Genomic DNA, 23,272 nt, shown 5'->3' with positions numbered 1-23,272 from the left:
ACCCCATGACCATGCCCCTGAACGAAACCCACGACCCGTCGCTGACCAGCTGGGTCGCCTCGGCCAACGCGGCCGACACCGACTTCCCGATCCAGAACCTGCCGTTCGCGGTGTTCCGCCGCCGCGGCAGCGCCGAGGCCCTGCGCGTCGGCGTGGCGATCGGCGAGCAGGTCCTGGACCTCACGGCCGCCGTCCAGGCCGGCGTGTTCGACGGCGCGGCGCAGCGCGCGGCCCAGGCCGCCTGCGCCGACCGCCTGAACGCGCTGATGGCCCTGGGCGCGCCGGCCTGGTCCGCGCTGCGGCTGGCGCTGTCGCGCCTGCTGCGCACCGGCGCCGCGGCCCAGGCCCGCCTGGCTGGGGCGCTGGTGCCGCAGGCCGAGGCCGCGTACGCGCTGCCCGCGCGCATCGGCGACTACACCGACTTCTACATCGGCATCCACCACGCCACCGCGGTCGGCAAACAGTTCCGCCCGGACAACCCGCTGCTGCCCAACTACAAGTGGGTGCCGATCGGCTACCACGGCCGCGCCTCGTCCATCGTCGTCGGCGGCACGCCGGTGCGCCGGCCGAACGGCCAGACCAAGGGCCCGGCCGACGAGCAGCCCGCGTTCGGCCCGTCCAGGCGGATGGACTACGAGCTGGAGCTGGGCTTCCTGGTCGGCCCCGGCAATGCGCTGGGCGAGCCGATCCCGATCGCGCGCGCCGAGCAGCACCTGTTCGGCGCCGCGCTGTTCAACGACTGGTCGGCCCGCGACATCCAGCCCTGGGAATACCAGCCGCTCGGCCCCTTCCTGTCCAAGAACTTCGGCAGCACGCTGGCGCCCTGGGTCGTGACGATGGAGGCGCTGGCGCCGTTCCGCGCGCCGTTCGCCCACCCCGCGGGCGACCCGGCGCCGCTGCCCTACCTGGACTGCCCGGCCAACCGCAGCCAGGGTGGGCTGGACGTCCACCTGGAGGTCTGGCTGCAGTCCGCCCGCATGCGCGAGGCCGGCCAGGCGCCGCTTCGCCTGTCGCACGGCAACATGCGCGAGGCCGCCTACTGGACCGCCGCGCAGCTGGTCGCGCACCACACCGCCGGCGGCTGCAACCTGAACCCCGGCGACCTGCTGGGCTCGGGCACGCTGTCCGGGCCGGGCGCGGGGCAGAACGGCTCGCTGCTGGAGCTCACGCGCGGCGGCACGGAGCCGATCGCGCTGCCGAGCGGCGAGAGCCGGGGCTTCCTGGCCGACGGCGACACGGTGGAGCTGCGCGCCTGGTGCGAACGCGCCGGCGCGCGCCGCATCGGCTTCGGGGCGTGCAGCGGCACGGTGCTGCCGGCGCCGGCCGTGGCCGCGGCCTGAACGGGCGCCGCCTCACCCGCGCGGATGGTGGCGCGCGTGCAGCGCATGCAGCCGCTCGCGCGCCACGTGCGTGTAGATCGTCGTCGTCGAGATGTCCGCATGCCCCAGCAGCATCTGCACCGCGCGCAGGTCGGCGCCGTGGTTCAGCAGGTGCGTGGCGAAGGCGTGGCGCAGCGTGTGCGGCGACAGCGGCACGCGGATGTCGGCGGCCAGCGCGTACTTGCGGACCAGGCTCCAGAACATCACGCGCGACATGGCCTGGCCGGCCTGCGCGCCGCGCGAGGTCACGAACAGGTCCTCGCTCTGGCGGCCAGCCAGCAACTCGGGCCGGGCTTCGTGCAGGTAGCGCTCCAGCCATTCCTGCGCGAGCTCGCCGAACGGCACCAGGCGCTCCTTGCCACCCTTGCCGGTCACGCGCAGCACGCCTTCCTTCAGGCCGATCTGGAAGGTGCGCAGCGACACCAGCTCGGACACGCGCAGGCCGCTGGCGTACATCAACTCCAGCATCGCACGGTCGCGCAGGCCGAGCGGCGCCTGCACGTCCGGCGCGGCCAGCAGCGCCTCGACCTGGGCCTCGGTCAACGTCTTGGGCACGCGCAGCGGCTGGCGGGCCGATTGCAGGCGCAGCGTGGGATCCGCCGCGATCGCCCCTTCGCGCAGCGCCCAGCGGAAGTAGCGCTTGAACACCGTCAGCCGGCGGTTGGCCGAGGTGGCCTTGGTGCGCGCGTGGCGCGCCGCGAAATAGGCGTGCAGGTCGGCCTCACACGTCGCGTCCAGGCCCCGGCCGCCCTGCCCGGCGAGCCACTGCGCGTAGAGCGTCAGGTCGCGCCGGTAGGCGGCCAGCGTATTGCGGGCCAGCCCCTGCTCCAGCCACAGCGCGTCGATGAAGGCGTCGACGCGGCCCAGGCTGGCCGCGTCCGGGGCCGGCGCGGCGGTCACTCCAGCGTCAGCTTGGCGCTTTCGACGACCTTCTTGTAGACGTCGTACTCGGCCTTGATCTGGTCCGCGAACTGCTCGGGCGAGTTGCCGATGATCAGCGAGCCGGTCTCCTCGATGCGCTTGCGCACGGCCGGGTCTTCCAGCGCCTTGCGCACGCCGGCGTTGATCTTGTCGACGATCTCCTTGGGCAGGCCCTTGGGACCGAGGATGCCGTAGAAGGCCATGCGGTTCACCGGCTCCAGGCCGACTTCCTTGAAGGTCGGCACGTTGGGCAGCGACGCCAGGCGCTGCGGCGCGGCCACGACGATGGGCAGCAGCCGGTTGGACTGCACGAAGGGCAGCGTGGACGGCAGGTTGTCGAAGATCATCGGCACCTGGCCGGCCACGGTATCGTTCAGCGCCGGGCCGGCGCCGCGGTACGGGATGTGGGTGACGAACACGCCGGCCATGCCCTTGTACAGCTCCATCTGCAGGTGGCCGATGCCGCCGGTGCCGGACGACGCGTACGAATACTTGCCGGGCGACTTCTTCAGCTCGGCCACGAAGCCCTTGTAGTCCTTGCCCGGGAAGCTCGGGTTCACCGCGATGATGTTGGGCGTGGCCGCGATGTTGATGATGGGCGTGAAGTCGGTGATGGGGTTGTACGGCACCTTGGGGTTGATGGCCGGATTGGCCGCCGTGGTGGACACCGTGGCCACGCCGAGCGAATAGCCGTCGGGCGCGGAGCGCGCGGTCTCGGCCGCGCCGATGATGCCGCCACCGCCACCCCGGTTGTCCACCACGACGGGCTGGCCCAGCACCTTGCCCAGCGGATCGGCGATCACGCGGGCGATGATGTCGGTGGTCCCGCCCGGCGCGAACGGCACGACCAGCTTGATCGGCTTGGTCGGATAGGACTGGGCGAAGGCGGTACCGGCCGCGGCCAGCAGGGCGAGGGTGAAGACGGAACGGCGTTGCATCGAGGGAGGACTCCGCGTGAGGTGGATCGGAACCGGTGGCGGCGCTCGTGGCATCCGGCCGGCAAAAAAATTATAGGAGTCGCCTTCCGCGCTCCCTCCCCGCGCAAACCCCGCAACGCCGGCTGCTATTCTCGGCGCCCGCTTCGCCGCGCCGCCGGCGCAACCGCCCCGTGAACCACGCGCAACTGCTGATCCCGGACTTCTCGCTGATCCTGATCGGCTTCCTGCTGTGCCGCTACACGCCGATGGACCGCACCGTCTGGGGCTCGGTCGAGAAGCTCGTCTACTACGTGCTGTTCCCGGTGCTGCTGTTCCAGTCGGTGCTGCGCTCGCGCATCGACCTGGCGGCCACCTCGGACCTGATCCTGGCCGGCCTGCTGCTCGCGGCCAGCGGCATCGCGCTGGCCTACAGCCTGCCGCGCTGGCCCGGGCTGGGCCGGCACGTCGAGCGGCGCGAGCACGCCGGCGCCGCGCAGATCGGCTTTCGCTTCAACTCCTTCATCGCGCTGCCGCTGGCCGAGCGCCTGGCCGGCGCGCCCGGCGCGCTGGCGATGGCGGTGCTGATCGCGGTGTGCGTGCCGCTGTTCAACATCGCGGCCGTCTGGCCGATGGCGCGCGGCGCCAGCGCCAGCTTCGTGCGCGAGCTGCTGCGCAACCCGCTGATCATCGCCACCGCCAGCGGCCTGGCCGCCAACCTGGCCGGCCTGTCGATCCCGGCCTGGATCGAGCCGACGGCCACGCGCATCGGCGCCGCCTCGGTGGCGCTGGGCCTGATGGCGGCCGGCGCGGGCATGCAGTTCGGCCCGCTGGCGCGCGCCAAGGCGCTGGGCACCGGCCTGCTGGCGATCCGCCACCTGCTGCTGCCGCTGGTGGCGCTGGGGCTGGTGCTGGCGCTGCGCCTGCCGCCGGTGCAGGCCACGGTGCTGATGATCTTCTCGGCCCTGCCCACGGCGTCGAGCTGCTACGTGCTGGCCGCGCGCATGGGCTACAACGGGCCGTACGTGGCCGGCCTGGTCACGCTGTCCACGCTGGCCGGCATGCTGAGCCTGCCGTACGCGCTGGGCGTGCTGCGGCCGCTGGCCGGCTGAGACGGCGCCCGCGCCATCGATTCACGCAGCGGAACGGCCAGCAAGCGGGCCCGATGCACGGCCCATCCGCAGCGGTCACGCAGGCCGGTCCCCGGCATGGTCGGAATAGGCGGCCGGCCAGGTCGGCTTGCCATCGCAGCGCAGGCCCCATCCACGCAGGCGGGAGGTGTGGCCGATGCCGGGATTGAACGAGTTGGTCGGGTCCAGCTGCCGATAGAAGTCGGCCAGCGCGGGCTTGGCCACATAGAGATGGCCCACGTTGTGCTCGGCGGGGTATTCGGCACGCCGCGCATCGAAGAGCGTCCACAGCCGGTGTTCCGTCGCCAAGGGATCGACGCCCTTCCGGACGATGTAGTCCTGGTGGAAGACGTGGCAGAAGAAATGACCGTAGTACAGCTTGTGGACGACGTCCGGCTCCATCTCCGGCGGCAGCTTCTCCACCCACTCCCGGTCATTTCGCCGCAAGGCCACGTCCAGGGCCACGATGTCCTCCACGGCATGGCGATGCACCGCGCGGTAGCGGATTGCCGCTCCCGCGATCGCGAAGCGGTGGAGGAAGGCCTTGCGCCCCTCTTCGTCGGTGCACTCGAAGTACGCGCCGCTGCCGCTGCCCGAGAAATAGCGCGCCAGAAAACCGCGCGTGGCCTCCACCGTGTCGTTGGATACCCGCAGCAGCAGATGGTGTTCGTAGTGCTCGCGCCATTGCCGCATGCGTTCCGGCAGGTGGCGCGGCAGCAGGCGCGTGGCGGCCTGCAGAAAGCGGTCGGTCACCCCGTGCAGGCCGAACCGCTCGAAGAAGCCGTCGATTCGGCTCTTGAGCGCGAATGCGGCCGGCACCCGGGCCGTGCCGAGGCGGTCGATGAGCAGGAAGGTGTCCTTGCCGTAGCGTTCGCCGATGTCGTAGGCGTCGCGGTGGATGTATTCGCCCGCGATCGGCAGCCGTGGCAACGACGTCAGCAACTGCCGGCGAACCTCGGTGAGGTCGTTCGGATCGTTGCTGCCGATGTAGAAGACGGTGCTCGGCTCCTTCGGGAACGTGTCGAGGCGAACGGCGAAAAGACAGAGCCTGCCGGCGGAACCCGACGCCTCGAAGAGCCGCGAGGGGTCCGCATTGAAGCGCGCGGGCGTGTCGGCATCGACGGCCCGGACATCCTCGGCATAGCGCGGATCGGAGGCCGCGCGCGTCGTGCCGCACACGATGTCCGCTTCCGTGTAGAGGCCACGCTGCAACCGCGTGAGGATTTCCTCCGGCGTACTGCCAAGATCGATGCCGAGATGGTTGACCAGGTGCAAGGCGCCATCGGCCCGCACCTGCGCATACAAGGCCAGTTCCGTGTAGGCCGGGCCGCGGCGCACCAGGGCGCCGCCCGAGTTGTTGCATACGCCGCCGAGAACCGACGCTCCGATGCACGACGAACCGATGACCGAATGCGGCTCGCGGCCCAGGGGTGCCAGCGTCTTTTCCAGGCGATCCAGGGTCGCGCCCGGCAGGCAGATGACCTGCGCTCCGCCGCCGATCACCTGGATGCCCGTGATCCGCAGCGTGTTGATCAGCACCACCTCGCGGTCGTAGCCATCCCCGTCGGGCGTCGATCCACCGGTCAGGCCGGTGTTGGCCGCCTGCATGATCACGATGCATCCGGCGGCGATCGAAGCCTCGAGCACCTGCCATTGCTCCCATAGCGTCCCCGGCCGAACCACGGCAAGCACCGCGCCTTCCCCCGTACGGTGGCCCTTGCGAAAGCGGCGCGTCTCTCCGGCACCGGTCAGCACATGCGAACGGCCGACGATGCGGCGCAACCGCTGGAGAAGGCTCTCTCGATCCACGCAAGCGGATTCGACCAGCCGTTCCCCGGCGGCACTGGACTTGATCATTGCATCCTCACAAGGCGATCGGTGGCGACGCGCACGCGCGTCTCGCGTCGGCGACTGGAATCCTGGAGGCGGGCGCCGATCGACACGGGCGCCGCGCCACCGCGGCGTGGTTCAACCGACGGGCCTCAACCGTTCCAGGTACTGGCGAGCGCGGGCGACATAGTCGCGGGCATTGCCCACCAGCTTCTCCATGTCCTCGGCGCTCAATTGCCGGATTGCCTTCGCCGGCGCTCCGACGATCAGCGACCCGTCCGGGAAGACCTTCCGTTCGGTCACGACCGCGCCAGCGGCGACCAGGCAGTTCCTGCCGATCACCGCTCCGTTGAGCACGATGGCCTGGATGCCGATCAAGGAACCTTCCCCCACCGTGCAGCCGTGCAGCATGGCCTGGTGACCCACGGACACGTCGGCAGCGATGTGCAGCGGGAACCCTGGATCACTGTGGAGCACCGCTCCATCCTGGATGTTGGTCCCGTCGGCCACGAAGATGGGCTCGTTGTCCGCTCGAATCACCGCCTGCGGCCAGACGCTGCAACCTTTGCCAAGGCGGACCTGTCCGATCACGGTGGCGCTTTCCGCAACGTATGCGGAGGCATCGACAAGGGGCGTCAGCTCGCCCAGTGCATAGATGGTCATGGGAGACTCCACGGAGATTGTGTTACTTGAGGAAACCCAGGGAGATCCACGGCACTGCGGCAATCACGAGAATGCCCAACAGCAGCGCGATCATGTAGCCCACGATGGGGCGGACGCCGGAATCGGGATTGACGCGCGTGATGGCGCAGGCCGCGTAGTAGCCGACCCCCAGGGGCGGCGCGAACAGGCCGAGGCCCATCGACAGAATGACGACCATCGCATAGTGCACTTCGTGGACACCCAGCTGCCGGGCGATCGGAAACAGCAGCGGACCGAAGAGCACGATGGCGGGAATGCCTTCGAGCACGGCGCCCAGCACCGCGAAGGCCAGGATGGACACCAGCAGGAAGCCCAGCGCGCCGCCGGGGATTGCCTGCATCATCGTCGCCAGCCCCTCCGAGAAGCCGAACTGCGTGAGCCCCCAGGCCATGGCCGTGGCCGTGCCGATGATGAACAGGATGGCCCCGGACAGCGATGCGGTACTGACCAGCATCCGTCCCAACTGGCTCCACGCGAACTGGCGGTAGAACAACAGCCCTGCGAGCACGCTGTACACGATGCCGAGAGTCGAGACTTCCGTCGCCGTCGCCACGCCCTCCACGACGGCCGCGCGGATGACGAAAGGCAAGGCTATCGCGGGCAAGGCCACCAGGAACAGCTTGAGCACGTCCTTGCGGGGAACGCGCGGCACCTGGCTCAGATCCTCGTGCCGGTACCGCAGCCACACCACGCCGCACAGCAGCGCTCCCAGCACGACGGCCGGCAGCAGCCCGCCCGTGAACAGCGCGGCGATGGAAACGCCGGTCACCGACCCCACCGTGATCAGCACCAGGCTCGGCGGCACGGTTTCCGTCTGGGCCCCCGTGGCGGACAGCAGCGCCACGAGGTCGCCCTCCTTCGCGCCCCTGCGCTTCATCTCCGGGAACAGCGCCGGTGCGATGGCCGCCATGTCGGCCACCTTCGAGCCCGAGATGCCGGACACCAAGTACATGGCGCCGACCAGCACATAGCACAGGCCACCCCGCACGTGCCCCAGCAGGCTGGCCAGGAATCCGATCATGGCCTTCGCCATGCCCGTCATCTCGATCAGCAGGCCGAGGAACACGAACAGCGGCACGGCCAGCAGCATCAGGTGCGACATGCCCTCGTCCATCCGGCCCACCAGCACCGGCAGCGGCGTGCCGGTCGATAGCGCCACGTAGCCGAAGGTGGCCAGGCCGAACGCGAAGCCGATCGGCACGCCGGCGAAGACGCAGGCGGCCGTCACGCCGAAGAAGAAGATCAGCAGGTTCGCATTGCCAAGGTCCTGGAACAGCGGCCGCGCAAGCCAGAATGCGCAGACCACCGCCGCGACCACGGCGACGGCGACGATCCGGTCCTTGACGCTGGAGACCAGCATCATCCGCAGCAGCGCGAACAGCCCCATCAGCGCGATGCCGGCCGGCAGCGCCCCGGCCTTCCAGGCGTTGGAGATCTCCAGCGCGGGCGTCGTGATGACGAGCTCATCGCTCGCGTATTCCCAGGAAGGCCAGGCCGCGATGGCCAGGAGCGCCAGGCACGCCGCGATCGCCACCGCTTCGAGCAGCGCCTGTCCCCGTGGGCTCAGCTTGCTGACCAGGGCCGTCATGCGCATGTGCTCCGATCGGCGCAGCGCGCACACGGAACCCAGCATCGCGAGCCAGATGAAGAGGATCGACGCGAGCTCGTCCGACCAGACGAGCGGGCTGTGGAACACGAAGCGCGCGATCACGCCCCAGAGGAGAATGACGATCTCCACGAGCACCAGCAGCGCCGCCGCTGCATCGACGACGGCTCCGAGAACACGCTCGGCGCGGCGCACTGGCGAATCGGTCTCCTGGTTCAAGCCGAGGTCCCGGCCATCGGATTCCTGTGCGGCCGCACTCATGATGCGCTCCGCCACTGTGGCTGCCGCGCTGGCAGCGAGGTTGTTTGCATGATCGGCATGCTTGTCTCCTGACCCATGTGAGTTGTGCGTGCAGGCCCTGGGGCCCGCAGCGCTGTCAATCGAGTGGCGCGTCCGCGCCCTTTCCTTGCGGCAGCTCGAGACCGGGGAAGGTCTTGATGACCGCCGTGTCGTCTTCCGAGCCCAGGCCCGCGCTCGATGCGTTCGCGAACATCTGGTAGGCGGTGGACGTCAACGGAAGCGGGAACTGGCTCTCCCTCGCCAGGTCCAGCACGAGGCCCAGATCCTTGACGAAGATGTCCAGCGCCGTGTGCGGCGGCGAGTAGTCGCCCTGCACGATGCGCGGGACCCGGTCGCTGAAGGCCCAGGAGTTGCCCGCGCTGGACTTGATGACGTCGTACAGCAGCGCGGGATCGACGCCTTCGCGCAGGCCCAGCGCCATCGCCTCCGCTGCGGCGGCGATCTGGACGCCGACCAGGAGCTGGTTGATGATCTTGATCTTCGACGCGATGCCGAGCTGGGGACCGAAGCGATACACCTTGGTGGAGATCGCCTCCAGCACCGCATTGCAAATGCCATAGGCAGCTTCTGCCCCGGAGGTCAGCAGTGTCAGGCGGCCCTCGGCAGCGCCTTTGATGCCTCCGCTCACCGGCGCTTCGATGAGATGCACGCCCGCCGCATCGAGTTGCCGCCCCAGGTCATGCATGAAGCTCGGCGGCACCGTCGCGCATGACACCACCACCGAGCCAGGGCGCATGCGTTGCACGGCACCCTGCTCCCCGTGGAGCACGCTGGACACCTGCTTGGCGTTCACGACGAACAGCAGCAGGGTGTCGCACGATGAGGCGGTATCCGCCGGCGAGGCATGTGCCACGCCGCCTGCCGCGCTCAGCGACTCGAGGGCCTGCGGGCGCACGTCGCAGCCATGTACCGTGAACCCCTTGGCCAGGAGCGTCCGCGCCACGCCCAGCCCCATCGCGCCGAGGCCGACGACTCCGACGTCCTTCATGCCGCCCCCCCGGGAATGTCACCGCGCTCCACGAGGATCCGCTTCACATCCTTCTTCGTCACCTTGCCGTAGCCGGACTTCGGCAGCGCGTCCCAGAAGAAGAACTGCCGCGGCCAGCGATAACGCGCGCAGCGGCCATCGAGATGCCGAAGGAGCTCCGTGTCCCCGACGGGCTGCGTCCCTTCCTTGCGGACGATGACCGCGACACCGATCTCGCCCCACTTGGGATCCGGCACGCCCAGGACCGCGACTTCTGCGACACCGGGGTGCATGAGCAGAATCTCTTCCACTTCACGCGGGTACACATTGGATCCGCCCGAGATGTACATGTCGGACTCGCGGCCGGTGATGTACAGCAGCCCCCGGTCGTCCAGCCGCCCGAGGTCGCCGGTATGGAACCAGCCGCCCCGCAGCGCCTTCTCCGTCGCGTCGGGATTGGCGTGGTAGCCGGCGAACACGGCCGGTCCCCTGCAGCAGATCTCGCCCACCGTGCCCACCGGAACGCGCTGCAGCTGCTCGTCGAGGATGGCGACTTCCATGCCGACGCGGGGCCTGCCGCAGGAGCCGACGTTCGCGTCCGGATCATCGTCGTCGGCGGAATGCATCGCCGGCGGCAGGACCGTGATGCACCCGGTCACTTCGCCCAGGCCGAAATACTGGACCAGCACCTTGCCCAGCTTCTGCAGGGCCAGCTTCTGGTCCTCCCGGTACATGGGGGCGCCGGCATAGATGACGTACCGCAGCGAGCTGTGGTCGTACCGGTCGACGGACGGATGCTCCACCAGCATCTTGACGATCGTAGGCACGGTGAAGAGGTTGCTCACGCGGTGCGTCTGCACCAACTGCCAGAAGACCTCCGGGTCCAGTTTCTCGCCCGGGGGCAGCACCGTGGCCGCGCCTCGCGCCACGTTGAGCAGCGCGTGGATCCCGGCGCCATGGGACAGCGGCGCGACGGCGATGGAGCAGTCGCGCTCCGTGGTTCCCGGAATCAGGTCGGCCAGGTGGTTGGTGACCACGAACGCCATCTGGCCATGCGTCAGCACCCCCGCCTTCGGCTTTCCGGTCGTCCCGGAGGTGTAGAAGAACCACAGCGGATCGTCGTAGCCGACCGTGGCAGGCTCCGGCTGGGCGCCACGGTGGCGCTCCACGAGTTCCTCGTACCCGTGCTCGCCCGGGCGCGGCGAGCCGATGCAGACGACATGCTCGACAGCGGCCGACGCGGCGCGGACCGCTTCCACATGGTCGGCGAAGTCGGCCTCGTAGAGCATGGCCCTGGCGCCGCTGGACGCCCCCAGGTAGGCCACCTCGGGCGGCGTCAAGCGGTAGTTCGTCGGCACCCACACGCAACCCAGGCGGAACGCGACCCAGCAGCTTTCGAAGAGCTGCAGGTTGTTGCGCGACTGCACCAGGATCCTGTCGCCCTGGCGCAGGCCGAGTGCGCGCAGCGCGGCCACCATGGCGTCGACGCGCTGATCGATCTCGCGCCAGGTCCACCGCTGCTGCCCCTGGATGACACCGCTGTGCCCGGGGAACAGCTGCGCCGTCTGGCGCAGCAGCGACCCGAGGTTCATCACCTGCGCCGCGTTCATGCCGCCTCCAGGATGCTCAGGTAGTTCGCGACGGCGGCCCCGCCCATGTTGAAGACCGCCCCGAGGCCGGCACGCGGGATCTGCATCCCGCCCGCCTCTCCGGCCAGCTGCATGGCCATCATGACGTGCTGCGACACGCCCGTGGCACCGATCGGATGGCCACGGGACTTCAGCCCGCCGGAAGGATTCACCGGCAGCCTGCCGTCCTTGGCCGTGACTCCGTCCAGGATCGCGCGCGCGCCCTGCCCGTGCGGGGCCAGGCCCATGGCCTCGTACTCGAGCAGTTCGGCGACCGTGAAGCAGTCATGCGTCTCGACCACGTGCAGATCGGCCAGCGCGACGTCGGCCTGGTACAGGCCGCGCGACCAGGCGAGCGCCGCGCCTTCGAAGCGCGTGGGATCGCGGCGCGACAGCGGCAGGAACTCGTTGACCTGCGTACGCGACCGCCAGCGGATCGCGCTGTCCCCCGGCCGGGGCGCCATGGACAGCACCAGCGCCGCGGCGCCGTCCGACACCAGCGAGCAGTCGGAGCGCTTCAGCGGGCCGGCGACCAGCGGGTTCTTCTCGGACACGTTGCGGCAGAAGTCGAATCCGAGGTCCCGCCGCATGTGGGCATAGGGGTTGTCCACCCCGTTGCGGTGGTTCTTCGCCGAGATGGCGGCGAGCGCGTCCGACTGATCGCCGAATCGCTCGAAGTACCGGGCGGCGATGTTGCCGAAGACGCCGGCGAAGCCGCCGGGCTTGCCGCCTTCCTCCTTCACGTATGAGCACTTCAGCAACACGTCGCCGATCTGCGCGCTCGGCAGCGTGTTCATCTTCTCGAAGCCCACGACGAGCGCGCGCTGGACGCGCCCGCTCTGCAGCGCGTCCAGCGCGGCCCAGATGGCCGCGGAGCCGGTGGCGCAGGCGTTTTCCACGCGAACGGCGGGCGTATGGCGGAACTCAGGCATCGCGACGCCGGCCAGCGACGCGCTGAAGTCCTGGGGAACGAAGCCGGCATTGAAGGTACCGACGAAGATGCCGTCGATATCCGCCGCCTCGACGCCGGCGCGCTCCAATGCGGGATGCACCGCATCTCGAAACAGTTGCTCCAGATCGGCCTGGTCGAGCTTGCCGAACGGGGTGTGACCCCAGCCAATGATGTGTGGTACGGACATCGAACGTCTCCTCGTTGAAAACCAGTAGGAAGGAATCAGGCCAGCTTGCCGACGGCGGCTTCCAGCCGCTCCCAGGCTTCGCCGCCGAACTTGGATTTCCACTCCGCATAGAACTTGGCTTCCTGCAGCGCGGCGCGGAATGCGGCCGAGTCCGGCTTGTTGAATGCCAGGCCTTTGGCCGTCAGTTCCTGTTGCAGTGACACGGCCAGCTTCTCGCTGTCTTGGCGCTGGGCCATCGCGGCATCGTTGAGATGCTTGTTGACGATTTCGCGCAACGGCTCGGGAAGCGCCTCGAAGGCACGCTTGTTCCCCAGCAGCCAATAGCCGTCCCAGCCATGGTTGGTCAATGCGCAGGACTTCTGCACCTCGTAGAGCTTGGCGGTCGCGATGATGGCCAGCGGGTTTTCCTGGGCCTCGACCACCCGGGTCTGCAGGGAGCTGTAGAGCTCGTTGAAGTTGATCGGCGTCGGGGCTGCCTTCAACGCCTTGAACAGGGACACCAGCAGCGGCGCCGGCGGGACGCGGATCTTCAGGTCGACCAGGTCGCGCGGGCCGGCGATGGGCTTGTTGGACGTGATCTGGCGGAAGCCGTTGTCCCAGACCTTCTCGAAGCAGACGAGATTCGCCTTGGCGATGTGCGAACGGATGTATTGCCCGAGATCCGCGTCCATCGCCTTCCAGACGGAGGGATAGTCGGGAAAGATGAAGCCGACGCTGTTGAGTGAAGCCATCGGCACGAGATTCGCGAGGATCAGCCCCGGCAGCGTCAGGAACTGGATGCCGCCAGAGCGGACCTGGCTGAGCATGTCCGTGTCCGAGCCGAGCTGCCCGCTGGGAAACACGCGGATGTTGACCTTGCCGCTGGTCTCGGCCCTGATCTTCTCGGTGGCCTCGTTCAGGCGGATCGCGATCGTGTGCGTCACCGGCACATTGGTGCCCAGCTTGTAGTTGAAGGCGCCGGCTTGCGCCAAGGCTGTGCGGCCAGCAATGCCGACCAGTCCGGCGGCGCCGGTGGCCTTCAGCACGCTACGTCGAGAAGCGTTCATAGGTTCATCTCCTGTGGTTGTGAAAAAGGGGGGCAGCGAAGAGGCGGTCAGGCGCAGCACGCGGCCAGACCGCCGAGGACGACCAGCGTCGCCCTCGTGATGGATCGGGCGTCGCCGCACGCCCGGAACAGGCCCCGAACACGCGGGTCGGGTGGCTGGCCGTGGCTGCCGGCCCCGGTGCCGATCACCATGCCGTCGTTCCCGCATCTGGCCATGTCTCGTCCTTTGATCTTGTAGATTGGATCAATATATGAACCTTTTGGATTCACCCATCAGGCTCTGTATGGGATCGATGGTAGACAAACTGGCGCCATCCCATTCATGAAATTGCAGGAGTTTCTGCATTTTCCGGTTCACTATGTGCCCCACTCTGTTGGGGTTTTCATGCTCAAATGGTCCTATATATGAACCAATCAGGATTGCATGATCGCTGTGGAACCCGCCATCCGCCGGTCAGCGCGATGGAGACGGCCGCAGCGGCCGCTCACGCCACTTGCCGAGGCGTGCTGCCAGCACTGCGCAGGCCTCTCGTGCCACCGCAGGACTGAACGCGAACCCGGCGCACGTGCAGCAGCGATCGCGTCGAACTGCAGCGCGGTGCGCTCCTGGGAGCCATGGGGGTTTCAGGCCGAACGGGCCCGCGGCGCCTGCAGGCGGGCTTCACCGCAGGCGAGTACGTCAGAGGCGCCGAACACGCGCAGGGCTCAGCGCCGCCGTGGCGGCGGCCCGGGCGCCCTCCGGGCGACCAGGCGACCGCTTGTCACGAGGCCTTTTCGGCCGCTTGCTGCTGGGTGAGGTCTTGACTCGCCTGCATCAGGCGGTTGCCGAGGTAGATTCCCTTGGCGCCTTCGATCCGGGACCTGATGGCGGCGATGCTGATCGATGCGACCGGCCGGCCTTCGAAGTCGTAGACGGGCACGCCCACCGCCCAGCTGTCTTCGAGCACCAGGCCGGGATTGATGCAGTAGCCGTTCTCGCGCGTCTCCTGGATCAGACGCCGGATGGCCTGGTCGGTACAGCGCGGGAACTGCGTGCTGCGGACCGGAGCCGTGCGCCGCAGGGCATCTTCGATCTCGTCGTCCGACAAGGCGGCGAGCAGCGCGGCCGCCCCCGCTCCGACGCCCAGGGGCCACCGGTCGCCGGCCTTCACGAGCTGGTTCTTGATGGGGAAGTAACCCTCGTCGCGAGACAGGCAAATGGTCTCGCAGCCGTGCAGCACCGAGAAAAACACGGTGTCGCCGGACTCGTTGGCCAAGCCCCGCAGGGTCGGCGCGACCAAACGCTGCAGCTGATAGCTGTCCTCGGCCGCCAGGCCGACCGCAAATGCCTCGGGGCCCAGCCGGTAGCGGCCGGATTGCCGGTCGTGCAACACGAAGCCCTCGTCGACCAGCGTCTTCGTCAAACGAATCACCGTGGCCTTGTTCAGCTCCAGCCGGCGCGTGATCTCGAGCATCCGCAGGCCGGACGGCCCGACCTGCGTGAGCAGGCGCAAGACAGCCAGGCCACGCCGAAGCGTCTGTGCACCGACCGTCATCGGCACCTCGATCTCCTCACGCATGTTGCCTCCCGAGATAGTCCGCCATGTGAACCAAGCGACCAGTACGCCCGATACCCAAGTGTCGAAATATGGACCTGTCCCAGCACTTGACTGCCCGGAAATCGCCCAATGACCCGCCTTCCGGCACGCGGTTTCCTGGCAGCCCGGCCCGGAGCCCGGCGCAGCACTGGTTTATATAGCAGACCTGCACCATGCCGCCGACCCGCGCGCAGCCGCCACGGCATGGCGCCGTGGCCAGCCGGGCTGGACGGATCGCAGGCCCCCCCGGCGACGGGCGTGGCAGGCGCCGGGCAGGCACGCCGCCCGCGCGGCAGGCCGGACTCAGGCGGTCTCGGCGAACAGTTCGCGGCCGATCAGCATGCGCCGGATCTCGCTGGTGCCGGCGCCGATCTCGTACAGCTTGGCGTCGCGCCACAGGCGTTCGACCGGGAAGTCCCTGGTGTAGCCCACGCCGCCCAGCGCCTGGATCGCCTCGCCGGCCATCCAGGTCGCCTTTTCGGCCGAGTACAGGATGGCGCCGGCCGCGTCCTTGCGGAAGCTGCGCGCGTGGCCGGCGCGGTCGGCCGCCTGGCCCACGGCGTAGACGTAGGCGCGCGTGGCCTGCCAGGTGCTGTACATGTCGGCGAGCTTGCCCTGCATCAGCTGGAACTCGCCGATGGGCTGGCCGAACTGCCGGCGCTCGTGCACGTAGGGCACGACGGCGTCCATGCAGGCGGCCATGATGCCCAGCGGTCCGCCGGACAGCACGGCGCGCTCGTAGTCCAGCCCGCTCATCAGCACCCTGGCGCCCATGCCTTCGCCGCCCAGCACGTTCTGCTCGGGCACCTCGCAGTTGTCGAAGAACAGCGGGTAGGTGTTGCTGCCGCGCATGCCCAGCTTGTCCAGCTTGGCGCCGGCGGTGAAGCCGGGGAAGCCCTTCTCGACGATGAAGGCCGTCATGCCGCGCGCGCCCAGCTCGGGCTCGGTCTTGGCGTAGATCACCAGCGTGTCGGCGTCGCCGCCGTTGGTGATCCACATCTTGCCGCCGTTGAGCACGTAGTAGCCGTCCTTGCGGTCGGCCCGCAGCTGCATGCCGACCACGTCGGAGCCGGCGCCGGGCTCGCTCATGGCCAGCGCGCCCACGTGCTCGCCGCTGACCAGCCTGGGCAGGTACCTGGCCTTCTGCGCGGCGCTGCCATTGCGGTGGATCTGGTTCACGCACAGGTTGGAGTGCGCGCCGTAGGACAGGCCGACCGACGCCGAGGCGCGCGAGACCTCCTCCATGGCCACGATGTGGGCCAGGTAGCCCAGGCCGGTGCCGCCGTATTCCTCCCCGACCGTCATGCCGTGCAAGCCCAGCGCGCCGAGCTTGGCCCACAGGTCCCGCGGGAACTGGTTGTCGCGGTCGATCGCGGCGGCGCGCGGCGCGATCTCCTCGGCGCAGAAGGCGGCGACGGCGTCGCGCAGCGCATCGATGGTCTCGCCCAGGCCGAAGTCCAGGCCGGGCAGGTGGGAGGTGGGCATGCGGGAGTCTCCTGAAGGAAGGCGGGATGCCGGGCCGCAGCTTACGCCGATGCAGCGGACACTTGGCGCCACAATGGTTGCCGATCGTGCCACGCCCATGACGCCCAGAACGCCTCCCGGCGCGGCCCGCGCCGCCACGCCGATGGCCTTCGTGCAGGCCATCGTGCAGGGCTACGAACGCCACGGCCGCGACCCGGCGGCGGCGCTGCGCGCGGTACAGATCGCGCCGCACGAGCTGGCCCGCCCCGGTGCACGCGTGACGGCCGCGCAGTTCGAGGCGCTGAGCGCGCACGCGATGCAGGAGCTGGACGACGAGGCCCTGGGCTGGTTCGGCCGCCGCCTGCCCTGGGGCAGCTACGGCATGCTGTGCCGCGCCTCGCTGACCGCGCCGGACCTGGGCGTGGCGCTCAAGCGCTGGTGCCGCCACCACCGGCTGCTGGTGGACGACGTGCTGCTGCACCTGCAGGTGGCGGGCGGCGTCGCCGAGCTGTCGATCGAGGAACGGCGGGACCTCGGGCCGCTGCGCGAGTTCTGCCTGGTGTCGCTGCTGCGCTTCGCGCACGGCTACGCCAGCTGGGCCATCGACTCGCGGCTGCCGCTGCTGGAGGCCAGCTTCCCGTTCGCGCCGCCGCCGCATGCCGAGGCCTACCCGCTGATGTTCCCCGGCCGCGTGCGCTTCGGCACGGCGCGGGCCGGCTACCGCTTCGACGCGCAGTACCTGGCGCTGCAGCTGGTGCGCGACGAGCCCGCGCTGCGCAGCATGCTCGGCCGCGCGCTGCCGCTGACGGTGCTGCCGTACCGGCGCGACCGGCTGCTGGGCCGGCGCGTGCGCACGCTGCTGCGCACGCAGGCCGAGGCCGGTACCGCCGAGGCGGTGGCCGCGCTGCTGCACGTGTCCACGCGCACGCTGCACCGCCAGCTGCAGGCCGAGGGCCTGTCGCTGCAGGGGCTGAAGGACCAGGTGCGGCACGAGCAGGCGGCCGAGCTGCTGCGCCGCACCCGGCGCTCGATCCAGCAGATCGCGCTGGCGGTGGGCTTTCGCAACGAGAAGAGCTTCGCCCGCGCGTTCCGGCAGTGGACCGGCATGGCGCCGGGGGCGTTCCGCGCGGCGCAGGGCGACCGTCAGTCCGGCGCGCCGCCCTCGCCCTGATCCAGCGCCCAGGCCACGTGCTCGCGCACCAGCGCGCTGGGATGCCCGGCGCGCGCCTGCAGCGCGCCGCGCAGCGCCGGCCGCTCGCCGTCGCCCGACGCGCGCAGCGCATTGCCCAGCGCCACGGCGATGTTGCGCAGCCAGCGCTCGTGGCCGATGCGGCGGATCGGGCTGCCTTCGGTGCGGCGCAGGAATTCGTCCTCGCTCCAGCCGAACAGCTGCACCAGGGTGCTGCCGACCAGCCCTTCGCGCACGTCGAAGTCCGCCAGCGTCGCGGTGCGCGCGAACTTGTTCCAGGGGCAGGCGAGCTGGCAGTCGTCGCAGCCGTAGATGCGGTTGGCCAGCAGCGGGCGCAGCGGCGCCGGGATCGCCCCCGGATGCTCGATCGTGAGGTAGGAGATGCAGCGCCGCGCATCCAGCCGGTGCGGCGCGACGATGGCCCCCGTGGGGCAGGCGGCGATGCAGGCGCTGCAGCTGCCGCAGTGCGCGCCCACCGGCGCGCTGGCCGGCAGCGCGATGTCCAGGTAGATCTCGCCGAGGAAGAACATCGAGCCGCCGCCGCGGTCCAGCACCAGCGTGTGCTTGCCGCGCCAGCCCTGGCCGCTGCGCGCGGCGAGCTCGGCCTCCAGCACCGGCGCCGAATCGGTGAACACGCGAAAGCCCAGCGGGCCGACCTCGTCGGCGATGCGCTCGGCCAGCTTCTGCAGCCGCGCGCGCAGCACCTTGTGGTAGTCGCGGCCGCGGGCGTAGACCGAGACGATGGCCTCGCCGGGGCGCTGCAGGCGCGCCAGCTCGCGCGCCTGCCAGTCGGGCGGCGTGCCGCGCGGCAGGTAGTCCATGCGCGCGGTCAGCACGCTGAGCGTGCCCGGCACCAGCTCGGCCGGGCGGGCGCGCTTCATGCCGTGCGCGGCCATGTAGCCCATCTCGCCGTGGAAGCCCTGCGCCAGCCAGGCCGCAAAACCCGGCTCTGCCGACGACAAATCCACGGGGGCCACGCCGATTTGGGAGAATCCCAGCGCGCTGGCCCAGCCCCGGATGCGGGACACCAGCTGGAGAGCATCGATCTGAACCACAGCAGCCGCCACCCGCCGATTGTAGAAACCGCCCTCCGGGCAAATGCCCTCCGGGCGGACGGCGGCGCCCCTCCCTCCCCCGACACCTTGACCCTGCACTGGCCTGACGAAGCGGCCACGGCCGCATTTGCGGCGCGGCTCGCACAACTGCCCGGCACCGCCGCGGCCTTCATCGCGCTGCACGGCGACCTGGGCGCCGGCAAGACCACGCTGGTGCGCCACCTGCTGCGCGCGCTCGGCGTGCAGGGCCGCATCAAGAGCCCGACCTACGCCGTGGTGGAGCCGCACCGCGTGGACGCGCGTGAACCGGCGCTGGACGCCTGGCACTTCGACTTCTACCGTTTCGACGACCCGCGCGAGTGGGAGGACGCCGGCCTGCGCGACCTCTTCGCCAGCCCCGGCCTGAAGCTCGCGGAATGGCCGGCCAAGGCCGGCGCGCTGCTGCCGGTGCCGGACCTGGACATCGCCATCGCGCCGCGCGACGATGACAGCCGCGACGCCACCGTGACCGCGCGCTCCGCGCTCGGCCGCACGCTGCTGCAGGGGCTGGCGCCATGAGCGCCGGCCGGCCCCCCCAAGGTGCCCGCCCCGCAGCAGCCGCCCGTGCGGGCGAAGGCACGCCGATGAAGCGCCGCCGCGTACTGGGCCTGGGCCAGGGCGCCCTGGTGCTGCTGCTGGGCGTGACCCACGCCGCGCGCGGCGCCGGCATCGTGGCCGTGCGCGTCTGGCCGGCGCCGGAATACTCGCGCGTGACCCTCGAATCCGACGTGCCGCTGGTCACCCGGCAGACCTTCGTGCCCGAGCCGCCGCGGCTGGCCGTGGACATCGAGGGCATCGAGCTAGATGCCGCGCTGCGCGAGCTGGTCGGCCGCGTGCAACCGGACGACCCGAACATCGAGCGCATCCGCGTGGGCCAGAACCAGCCCGACGTGGTGCGGCTGGTGATCGACCTCAAGCGCGCGGCCTCGCCGCAGGTGTTCTCGCTGGCGCCGGTGGCTGCCTACAAGTACCGGCTGGTGCTGGACCTGTACCCGGCCCACACCGAGGACCCGCTGCAGGCTCTGATCGACGAGCGCCTGCGCGAGGCCCCGGGCAGCGCGGCCCCCTCCTCGCCGGATGCGCTGGACGCGCTGGTCGCCCGCCACAGCGGCCCCGAGCTGACGCCCTCGCCGCCGCCCGGCCGGGTCAGGCCGCTGCCGGGCCCCGGCGATACCGCGCGCCCGCCCTCGCCCGCGCTGCCGCACGGCACGCTGGCCGCCGCGCCGACGAAGCCGCCGCCGCCACCGGCCCTGCCCCCCGCGCAGCCGGCCCGGCCCAGCCGCACCGACCGGCTGATCATCGTGGCGCTGGACCCGGGCCACGGCGGCGAGGACCCCGGCGCGATCGGCGCGCGCGGCACGCGCGAGAAGGACATCGTGCTGCGCATCGCGCACAAGCTGCGCGAGCGCATCAACGCCAGCAGCGTCAACGGCAACCCGATGCGTGCCTTCCTGACGCGCGACGCCGACTTCTTCGTGCCGCTGGGCACGCGCGTGCAGAAGGCCCGCCGCGTGCAGGCCGACCTGTTCATCAGCATCCATGCCGACGCCTTCACCACGCCGGACGCGCGCGGCGCCAGCGTGTTCGCGCTGAGCCAGCGCGGCGCCAGCAGCTCGGCCGCGCGCTGGCTGGCCAACAAGGAGAACGAGGCCGACCTGATCGGCGGCGTGAACGTGCAGGCGCACGACGCCCACGTGCAGCGGGCGCTGCTGGACATGAGCACCACCGCGCAGATCAACGACAGCCTGAAGCTGGGCAGCGCCGTGCTCGGCGAGATCGGCGGCATGGCGCGGCTGCACAAGCCGCGCGTGGAGCAAGCCGGCTTCGCGGTGCTGAAGGCGCCCGACATCCCGAGCGTGCTGGTCGAGACGGCCTTCATCAGCAACCCGGACGAGGAAGCCCGCCTGCGCACCGACGCCTACCAGGACGACCTGGCCGACGCGATCATGCGCGGCATCCGCGGCTACTTCGCGAAGAACCCGCCGCTGGCGCGCAACCGCTCCGTGTGAGGCACTGCCTGCGGGCGCCGCCCACGGCGGGCGGCGGCCATGGCCTACAGGCGCGCGCCGCCTGCGGGCCTACAGTGCAGGCACAGGCCCTCGGGGCCCGGCATCGCAACGACATGACGAGGTGACGACATGATCAAGACCCTCCTGGCCGTGACAGCCGCTTCGGTGATCGGGCTGACCGGCTGCGGCACCAACCCCACCAGCGCCCAGGTCGGCACGGGCGTGGGCGCGGTGGCCGGCGGCGTGGTCGGCAATGCGGTGTTCGGCAGCACGCTGGGCACCGTGGGCGGCGCGGCCGCCGGCGCCCTGGTCGGCAACGAGGTCGGCAAGCGGCGCGACCAGAACCGCTGAAGCCCGGCCGGGCCTGCGCGCTGCCGGGGGCTCAGGAGCTTTCCGGCAGCTTCACGGCCTGGCACTGGATGGCGCCGCCGCTGCTGTGGTGGCAGGCGACGGCGCGGCCCGTGGCCGGATCGTGGAACCAGGCCGTGCTGCCGTTGCCGCTGGCGGACACGCCCATCGGCTGCAGGCTGGGATTGGCGCGGATCTGCGACTGCGCCGCGGGCAGCAGCACGGCGCCGAGCGCCACGGCGGTGGCGGCGCCCAGCAGCACGGCGCGCGGGCGGGAGAAGAAGGACGAGAACGAAGAAGGCATGCGGGGGCTCCCGGTGAAGGACGGTGGACGGAAGGCCCGCATCATGGCAGCTACGCGGCCGCCTGGCGGCGCGCCTTCCAGGCGCCGAAGATCGCGATCAGCCCCGGCACCAGGATCAGCGCCCAGATGATCTTGTCCAGGTTCTGCTTGACCCAGGGCAGCCCGCCCAGGAAGTAGCCGGCAGTGCACAGGCCGACCACCCAGAGCACCGCGCCGGCCACGTTGAAGGCGGTGAACTTGCCGCGGCTCATCGCGGCCACGCCCGCCACGAAGGGCGCGAAGGTGCGGATGAAGGGCATGAAGCGCGCGAGGATGATGGTCACGCCGCCATAGCGCTCGTAGAACGCGTGGGCCTGGTCGAAGGCCTTGCGGTTGAAGAAGCGCGAGTCCTCCCACTGGAACACCTTGGGGCCGAAATGGCGCCCGATGCTGTAGTTGCACTGGTCGCCCAGGATGGCGGCCACCAGCAGCACCGCGATCGCGACCGGCAGGCTCATCAGCCCCAGGCCGCACAGCGCGCCCGCCACGAACAGCAGCGAATCGCCCGGCAGGAACGGCATCACGACCACGCCGGTCTCCACGAACACGATGACGAACAGCAGCGCGTAGACCCAGGGGCCGTAGTCGCGCACGAAGGCCTCCAGGTAGCGGTCCACGTGCAGGATGAAATCGATCAGAAAGCTTGCCAGTTCCATGCGGCGGCATTATCGGGGCCCGATTTGAAAGCACTTGTCACAAACCCGGGCGCGGCCGGGAATGGTCGCGGGGCGTTTGCTAGCATCGGCCCGCTTCGGGCGTGCCGGCGCCCGGGGCCCCGCCATCCACCTGCTGTCCCCCATGTCCAAGATCTGCCCGGCCTGCGGCACCGGGAACCGGCCCATCGCCCGGTTCTGCAAGAAGTGCGCAACGCCCCTGTTCCCCGCCGCCGAGGCTGCCGCCGCAGCACCACCGGCTGCCGTGCCGCCGCGCGTGTACTGCACGGCCTGCGGCAAGCCCAACAACGCCGCGGCGCGCTTCTGCCGCAGTTGCGGCAATCCGATGGCGGGCGCCGGCCCGGCCGCCGCGGCGCCGGCGCAGCCCGCGCCGCCACGTGGGCGCAACGCCGCGCTGGTCGTGCTGCTGCTGCTCGCCGCGCTGGCGGCGGGGCTGTGGTGGCAGAACCGCCGGCCGCCGGACGCGCCGCAGCCGGTCGAGGAGTTCCTGCAGAACGAGGTCCCCAAACCCGCCCCGCCGGCCAGCGCGGCCCCGGCTGCGCCGGCACCTGCGGAAGGCGCGACGTCCGCCCCGTCGCCGGCCGCATCGGGCCAGGCGCCGGCTGCGTCGGTCCCGGCACCTGCCGCGTCCGGTCCCATGCCGACGGCGACGCGGGACGCCGCCACCGCGCCGCGGCACCCGCCGGCCCCGGCCGTTCCAGTGGCAGAACCGGCCATGGTGCCGACCGCCAGCCTCCCGGCACCCGCCCCGCCTCCCGCCGCCGTGGAAGCCGCGCCTCCCGCCCCGGCGCCCCGCCCCGCGGCGCGGCCACCGGCTCCCGCACCCACAGTCGTTGCAGCGGCCGCCACCGCGGCCCCGGCCGGCCCGGAGACCCAGTGCACCGACAGCAGCAACAGCTTCACGCGGCGCTTCTGCGTCAGCATGCAGTGCGCCAAGGACGCCTACCGCCGGCATCCGACCTGCCTGCGGCTGGCCGAGGAAAATAGGCAGAACCGCCCGAGCCCGTAGCGCC

At 70.5% G+C, this 23,272-nt stretch carries 21 protein-coding genes; 7 read left to right on the top strand and 14 right to left on the bottom strand.

From position 1 onward, the window contains the following. The first annotated feature begins 5 nt into the window (after positions 1-5). Positions 6-1,340: a fumarylacetoacetase gene (fahA, locus tag QM782_RS16040; protein WP_415203900.1), complete on the top strand. Its 1,335-nt coding sequence runs from the start codon at positions 6-8 to the stop codon at positions 1,338-1,340. Positions 1,341-1,352: 12 nt separating this feature from the next. Here fahA and xerD read toward each other — a convergent pair whose 3' ends face one another. Both xerD and QM782_RS16030 read right to left on the bottom strand, forming a co-directional pair. Continuing rightward, positions 1,353-2,279: a site-specific tyrosine recombinase XerD gene (xerD, locus tag QM782_RS16035; protein ID WP_415203899.1), complete on the bottom strand. Its 927-nt coding sequence runs from the start codon at positions 2,277-2,279 to the stop codon at positions 1,353-1,355. Continuing rightward, positions 2,276-3,238 (bottom strand): tripartite tricarboxylate transporter substrate binding protein BugE, encoded by a 963-nt coding sequence (locus QM782_RS16030; protein WP_415203898.1) that lies wholly within the window; start codon positions 3,236-3,238, stop codon positions 2,276-2,278. The genes xerD and QM782_RS16030 overlap by 4 nt, the downstream gene beginning before the upstream one ends. 170 nt (positions 3,239-3,408) lie before the next feature. On the opposite strand from QM782_RS16030, the gene QM782_RS16025 reads away from it, so the two are divergent. Further along, positions 3,409-4,326 carry an AEC family transporter gene (locus tag QM782_RS16025; RefSeq protein ID WP_415203897.1) on the top strand — a complete coding sequence of 306 codons (918 nt, stop codon included), beginning with the start codon at positions 3,409-3,411 and terminating at the stop codon, positions 4,324-4,326. A gap of 75 nt (positions 4,327-4,401) precedes the next feature. On the opposite strand, the gene dld is transcribed toward QM782_RS16025, so the two are convergent. From dld to QM782_RS15980, 9 genes are all read right to left on the bottom strand, one after another. Continuing rightward, on the bottom strand, positions 4,402-6,201 hold the full coding sequence (gene dld, locus QM782_RS16020; protein ID WP_415203896.1) for a D-lactate dehydrogenase: 1,800 nt from the start codon (positions 6,199-6,201) through the stop codon (positions 4,402-4,404). A gap of 111 nt (positions 6,202-6,312) precedes the next feature. Then, positions 6,313-6,837, bottom strand: a complete 525-nt coding sequence (locus QM782_RS16015; protein WP_415203895.1) for a gamma carbonic anhydrase family protein — start codon at positions 6,835-6,837, stop codon at positions 6,313-6,315. Between the two features lie 22 nt (positions 6,838-6,859). Continuing rightward, positions 6,860-8,743, bottom strand: a complete 1,884-nt coding sequence (locus tag QM782_RS16010) for a TRAP transporter large permease subunit (protein ID WP_415203894.1) — start codon at positions 8,741-8,743, stop codon at positions 6,860-6,862. Positions 8,744-8,858: 115 nt separating this feature from the next. Next, the gene (ltnD, locus tag QM782_RS16005) at positions 8,859-9,770 is read right to left on the bottom strand and encodes an L-threonate dehydrogenase (RefSeq protein WP_415203893.1); all 912 of its coding nucleotides are present in this window, start codon (positions 9,768-9,770) and stop codon (positions 8,859-8,861) included. Beyond that, positions 9,767-11,359: an acyl-CoA synthetase gene (locus QM782_RS16000; protein ID WP_415203892.1), complete on the bottom strand. Its 1,593-nt coding sequence runs from the start codon at positions 11,357-11,359 to the stop codon at positions 9,767-9,769. The genes ltnD and QM782_RS16000 overlap by 4 nt, the downstream gene beginning before the upstream one ends. Next, positions 11,356-12,516, bottom strand: coding sequence for an acetyl-CoA acetyltransferase (locus tag QM782_RS15995; RefSeq protein ID WP_415205665.1), 1,161 nt, complete (start codon positions 12,514-12,516; stop codon positions 11,356-11,358). Before QM782_RS15995 ends, QM782_RS16000 begins: the two co-directional genes overlap by 4 nt. A 35-nt stretch (positions 12,517-12,551) precedes the next feature. Further along, the gene (locus QM782_RS15990; protein ID WP_415205664.1) at positions 12,552-13,562 is read right to left on the bottom strand and encodes a TRAP transporter substrate-binding protein; all 1,011 of its coding nucleotides are present in this window, start codon (positions 13,560-13,562) and stop codon (positions 12,552-12,554) included. A gap of 760 nt (positions 13,563-14,322) precedes the next feature. Beyond that, the gene (locus tag QM782_RS15985; protein WP_415203891.1) at positions 14,323-15,120 is read right to left on the bottom strand and encodes an IclR family transcriptional regulator; all 798 of its coding nucleotides are present in this window, start codon (positions 15,118-15,120) and stop codon (positions 14,323-14,325) included. 321 nt (positions 15,121-15,441) lie between these two features. After that, positions 15,442-16,623 (bottom strand): isovaleryl-CoA dehydrogenase, encoded by a 1,182-nt coding sequence (locus tag QM782_RS15980; RefSeq protein WP_415203890.1) that lies wholly within the window; start codon positions 16,621-16,623, stop codon positions 15,442-15,444. Positions 16,624-16,720: 97 nt separating this feature from the next. Between QM782_RS15980 and QM782_RS15975 the strand changes: the two genes are divergently transcribed. Continuing rightward, complete coding sequence (locus QM782_RS15975; RefSeq protein WP_415203889.1) at positions 16,721-17,773, top strand: AraC family transcriptional regulator; 1,053 nt, start codon at positions 16,721-16,723, stop codon at positions 17,771-17,773. Here the strand turns inward: QM782_RS15975 and queG are convergent. Continuing rightward, positions 17,746-18,810, bottom strand: coding sequence for a tRNA epoxyqueuosine(34) reductase QueG (gene queG / locus QM782_RS15970; protein ID WP_415205663.1), 1,065 nt, complete (start codon positions 18,808-18,810; stop codon positions 17,746-17,748). The genes QM782_RS15975 and queG overlap by 28 nt on opposite strands. A 123-nt stretch (positions 18,811-18,933) precedes the next feature. Here queG and tsaE point away from each other — a divergent pair, with 123 nt between their 5' ends. The 3 genes from tsaE to QM782_RS15955 all read left to right on the top strand — a co-directional run bounded on the left by tsaE (position 18,934) and on the right by QM782_RS15955 (position 21,245). After that, positions 18,934-19,404: a tRNA (adenosine(37)-N6)-threonylcarbamoyltransferase complex ATPase subunit type 1 TsaE gene (gene tsaE / locus QM782_RS15965; RefSeq protein ID WP_415203888.1), complete on the top strand. Its 471-nt coding sequence runs from the start codon at positions 18,934-18,936 to the stop codon at positions 19,402-19,404. A gap of 65 nt (positions 19,405-19,469) precedes the next feature. Then, positions 19,470-20,894, top strand: coding sequence for an N-acetylmuramoyl-L-alanine amidase (locus QM782_RS15960; RefSeq protein ID WP_415203887.1), 1,425 nt, complete (start codon positions 19,470-19,472; stop codon positions 20,892-20,894). Between the two features lie 129 nt (positions 20,895-21,023). Continuing rightward, positions 21,024-21,245: a glycine zipper domain-containing protein gene (locus tag QM782_RS15955; protein ID WP_415203886.1), complete on the top strand. Its 222-nt coding sequence runs from the start codon at positions 21,024-21,026 to the stop codon at positions 21,243-21,245. Positions 21,246-21,276: 31 nt separating this feature from the next. On the opposite strand, the gene QM782_RS15950 is transcribed toward QM782_RS15955, so the two are convergent. Together QM782_RS15950 and QM782_RS15945 are read right to left on the bottom strand one after the other, a co-directional pair. Continuing rightward, positions 21,277-21,546 (bottom strand): hypothetical protein, encoded by a 270-nt coding sequence (locus QM782_RS15950; protein WP_415203885.1) that lies wholly within the window; start codon positions 21,544-21,546, stop codon positions 21,277-21,279. 50 nt (positions 21,547-21,596) lie between these two features. After that, positions 21,597-22,241, bottom strand: a complete 645-nt coding sequence (locus tag QM782_RS15945; RefSeq protein WP_415203884.1) for a DedA family protein — start codon at positions 22,239-22,241, stop codon at positions 21,597-21,599. A 142-nt stretch (positions 22,242-22,383) separates the two neighbouring features. On the opposite strand from QM782_RS15945, the gene QM782_RS15940 reads away from it, so the two are divergent. Then, on the top strand, positions 22,384-23,268 hold the full coding sequence (locus QM782_RS15940; protein ID WP_415203883.1) for a zinc ribbon domain-containing protein: 885 nt from the start codon (positions 22,384-22,386) through the stop codon (positions 23,266-23,268). The last annotated feature ends 4 nt before the right edge of the window (positions 23,269-23,272 follow it).

Origin of the sequence: Pseudorhodoferax sp. (assembly GCF_047601025.1) — a bacterium.
In the GTDB taxonomy this organism is placed as follows: domain Bacteria; phylum Pseudomonadota; class Gammaproteobacteria; order Burkholderiales; family Burkholderiaceae_C; genus Pseudorhodoferax.
The sequence above is the reverse complement of the archived record's forward strand: the minus strand, read 5'-3'. Positions and strand labels throughout refer to the sequence as shown.

Excerpts from the sequence above, each read along its gene's own strand:
- QM782_RS15950 (WP_415203885.1), bottom strand. The coding sequence starts at position 21,546 with ATGCCTTCTTCGTTCTCGTCCTTCTTCTCCCGCCCGCGCGCCGTGCTG.
- QM782_RS15960 (WP_415203887.1), top strand. The coding sequence starts at position 19,470 with ATGAAGCGCCGCCGCGTACTGGGCCTGGGCCAGGGCGCCCTGGTGCTG.
- ltnD (WP_415203893.1), bottom strand. The coding sequence starts at position 9,770 with ATGAAGGACGTCGGAGTCGTCGGCCTCGGCGCGATGGGGCTGGGCGTG.
- QM782_RS15955 (WP_415203886.1), top strand. The coding sequence starts at position 21,024 with ATGATCAAGACCCTCCTGGCCGTGACAGCCGCTTCGGTGATCGGGCTG.
- QM782_RS15985 (WP_415203891.1), bottom strand. The coding sequence starts at position 15,120 with ATGCGTGAGGAGATCGAGGTGCCGATGACGGTCGGTGCACAGACGCTT.
- QM782_RS15980 (WP_415203890.1), bottom strand. The coding sequence starts at position 16,623 with ATGCCCACCTCCCACCTGCCCGGCCTGGACTTCGGCCTGGGCGAGACC.
- QM782_RS16000 (WP_415203892.1), bottom strand. The coding sequence starts at position 11,359 with ATGAACGCGGCGCAGGTGATGAACCTCGGGTCGCTGCTGCGCCAGACG.
- QM782_RS16030 (WP_415203898.1), bottom strand. The coding sequence starts at position 3,238 with ATGCAACGCCGTTCCGTCTTCACCCTCGCCCTGCTGGCCGCGGCCGGT.
- QM782_RS16010 (WP_415203894.1), bottom strand. The coding sequence starts at position 8,743 with ATGAGTGCGGCCGCACAGGAATCCGATGGCCGGGACCTCGGCTTGAAC.
- QM782_RS15945 (WP_415203884.1), bottom strand. The coding sequence starts at position 22,241 with ATGGAACTGGCAAGCTTTCTGATCGATTTCATCCTGCACGTGGACCGC.
- QM782_RS15975 (WP_415203889.1), top strand. The coding sequence starts at position 16,721 with ATGACGCCCAGAACGCCTCCCGGCGCGGCCCGCGCCGCCACGCCGATG.
- fahA (WP_415203900.1), top strand. The coding sequence starts at position 6 with ATGACCATGCCCCTGAACGAAACCCACGACCCGTCGCTGACCAGCTGG.
- QM782_RS15995 (WP_415205665.1), bottom strand. The coding sequence starts at position 12,516 with ATGTCCGTACCACACATCATTGGCTGGGGTCACACCCCGTTCGGCAAG.
- QM782_RS16015 (WP_415203895.1), bottom strand. The coding sequence starts at position 6,837 with ATGACCATCTATGCACTGGGCGAGCTGACGCCCCTTGTCGATGCCTCC.
- dld (WP_415203896.1), bottom strand. The coding sequence starts at position 6,201 with ATGATCAAGTCCAGTGCCGCCGGGGAACGGCTGGTCGAATCCGCTTGC.
- QM782_RS15990 (WP_415205664.1), bottom strand. The coding sequence starts at position 13,562 with ATGAACGCTTCTCGACGTAGCGTGCTGAAGGCCACCGGCGCCGCCGGA.
- QM782_RS15940 (WP_415203883.1), top strand. The coding sequence starts at position 22,384 with ATGTCCAAGATCTGCCCGGCCTGCGGCACCGGGAACCGGCCCATCGCC.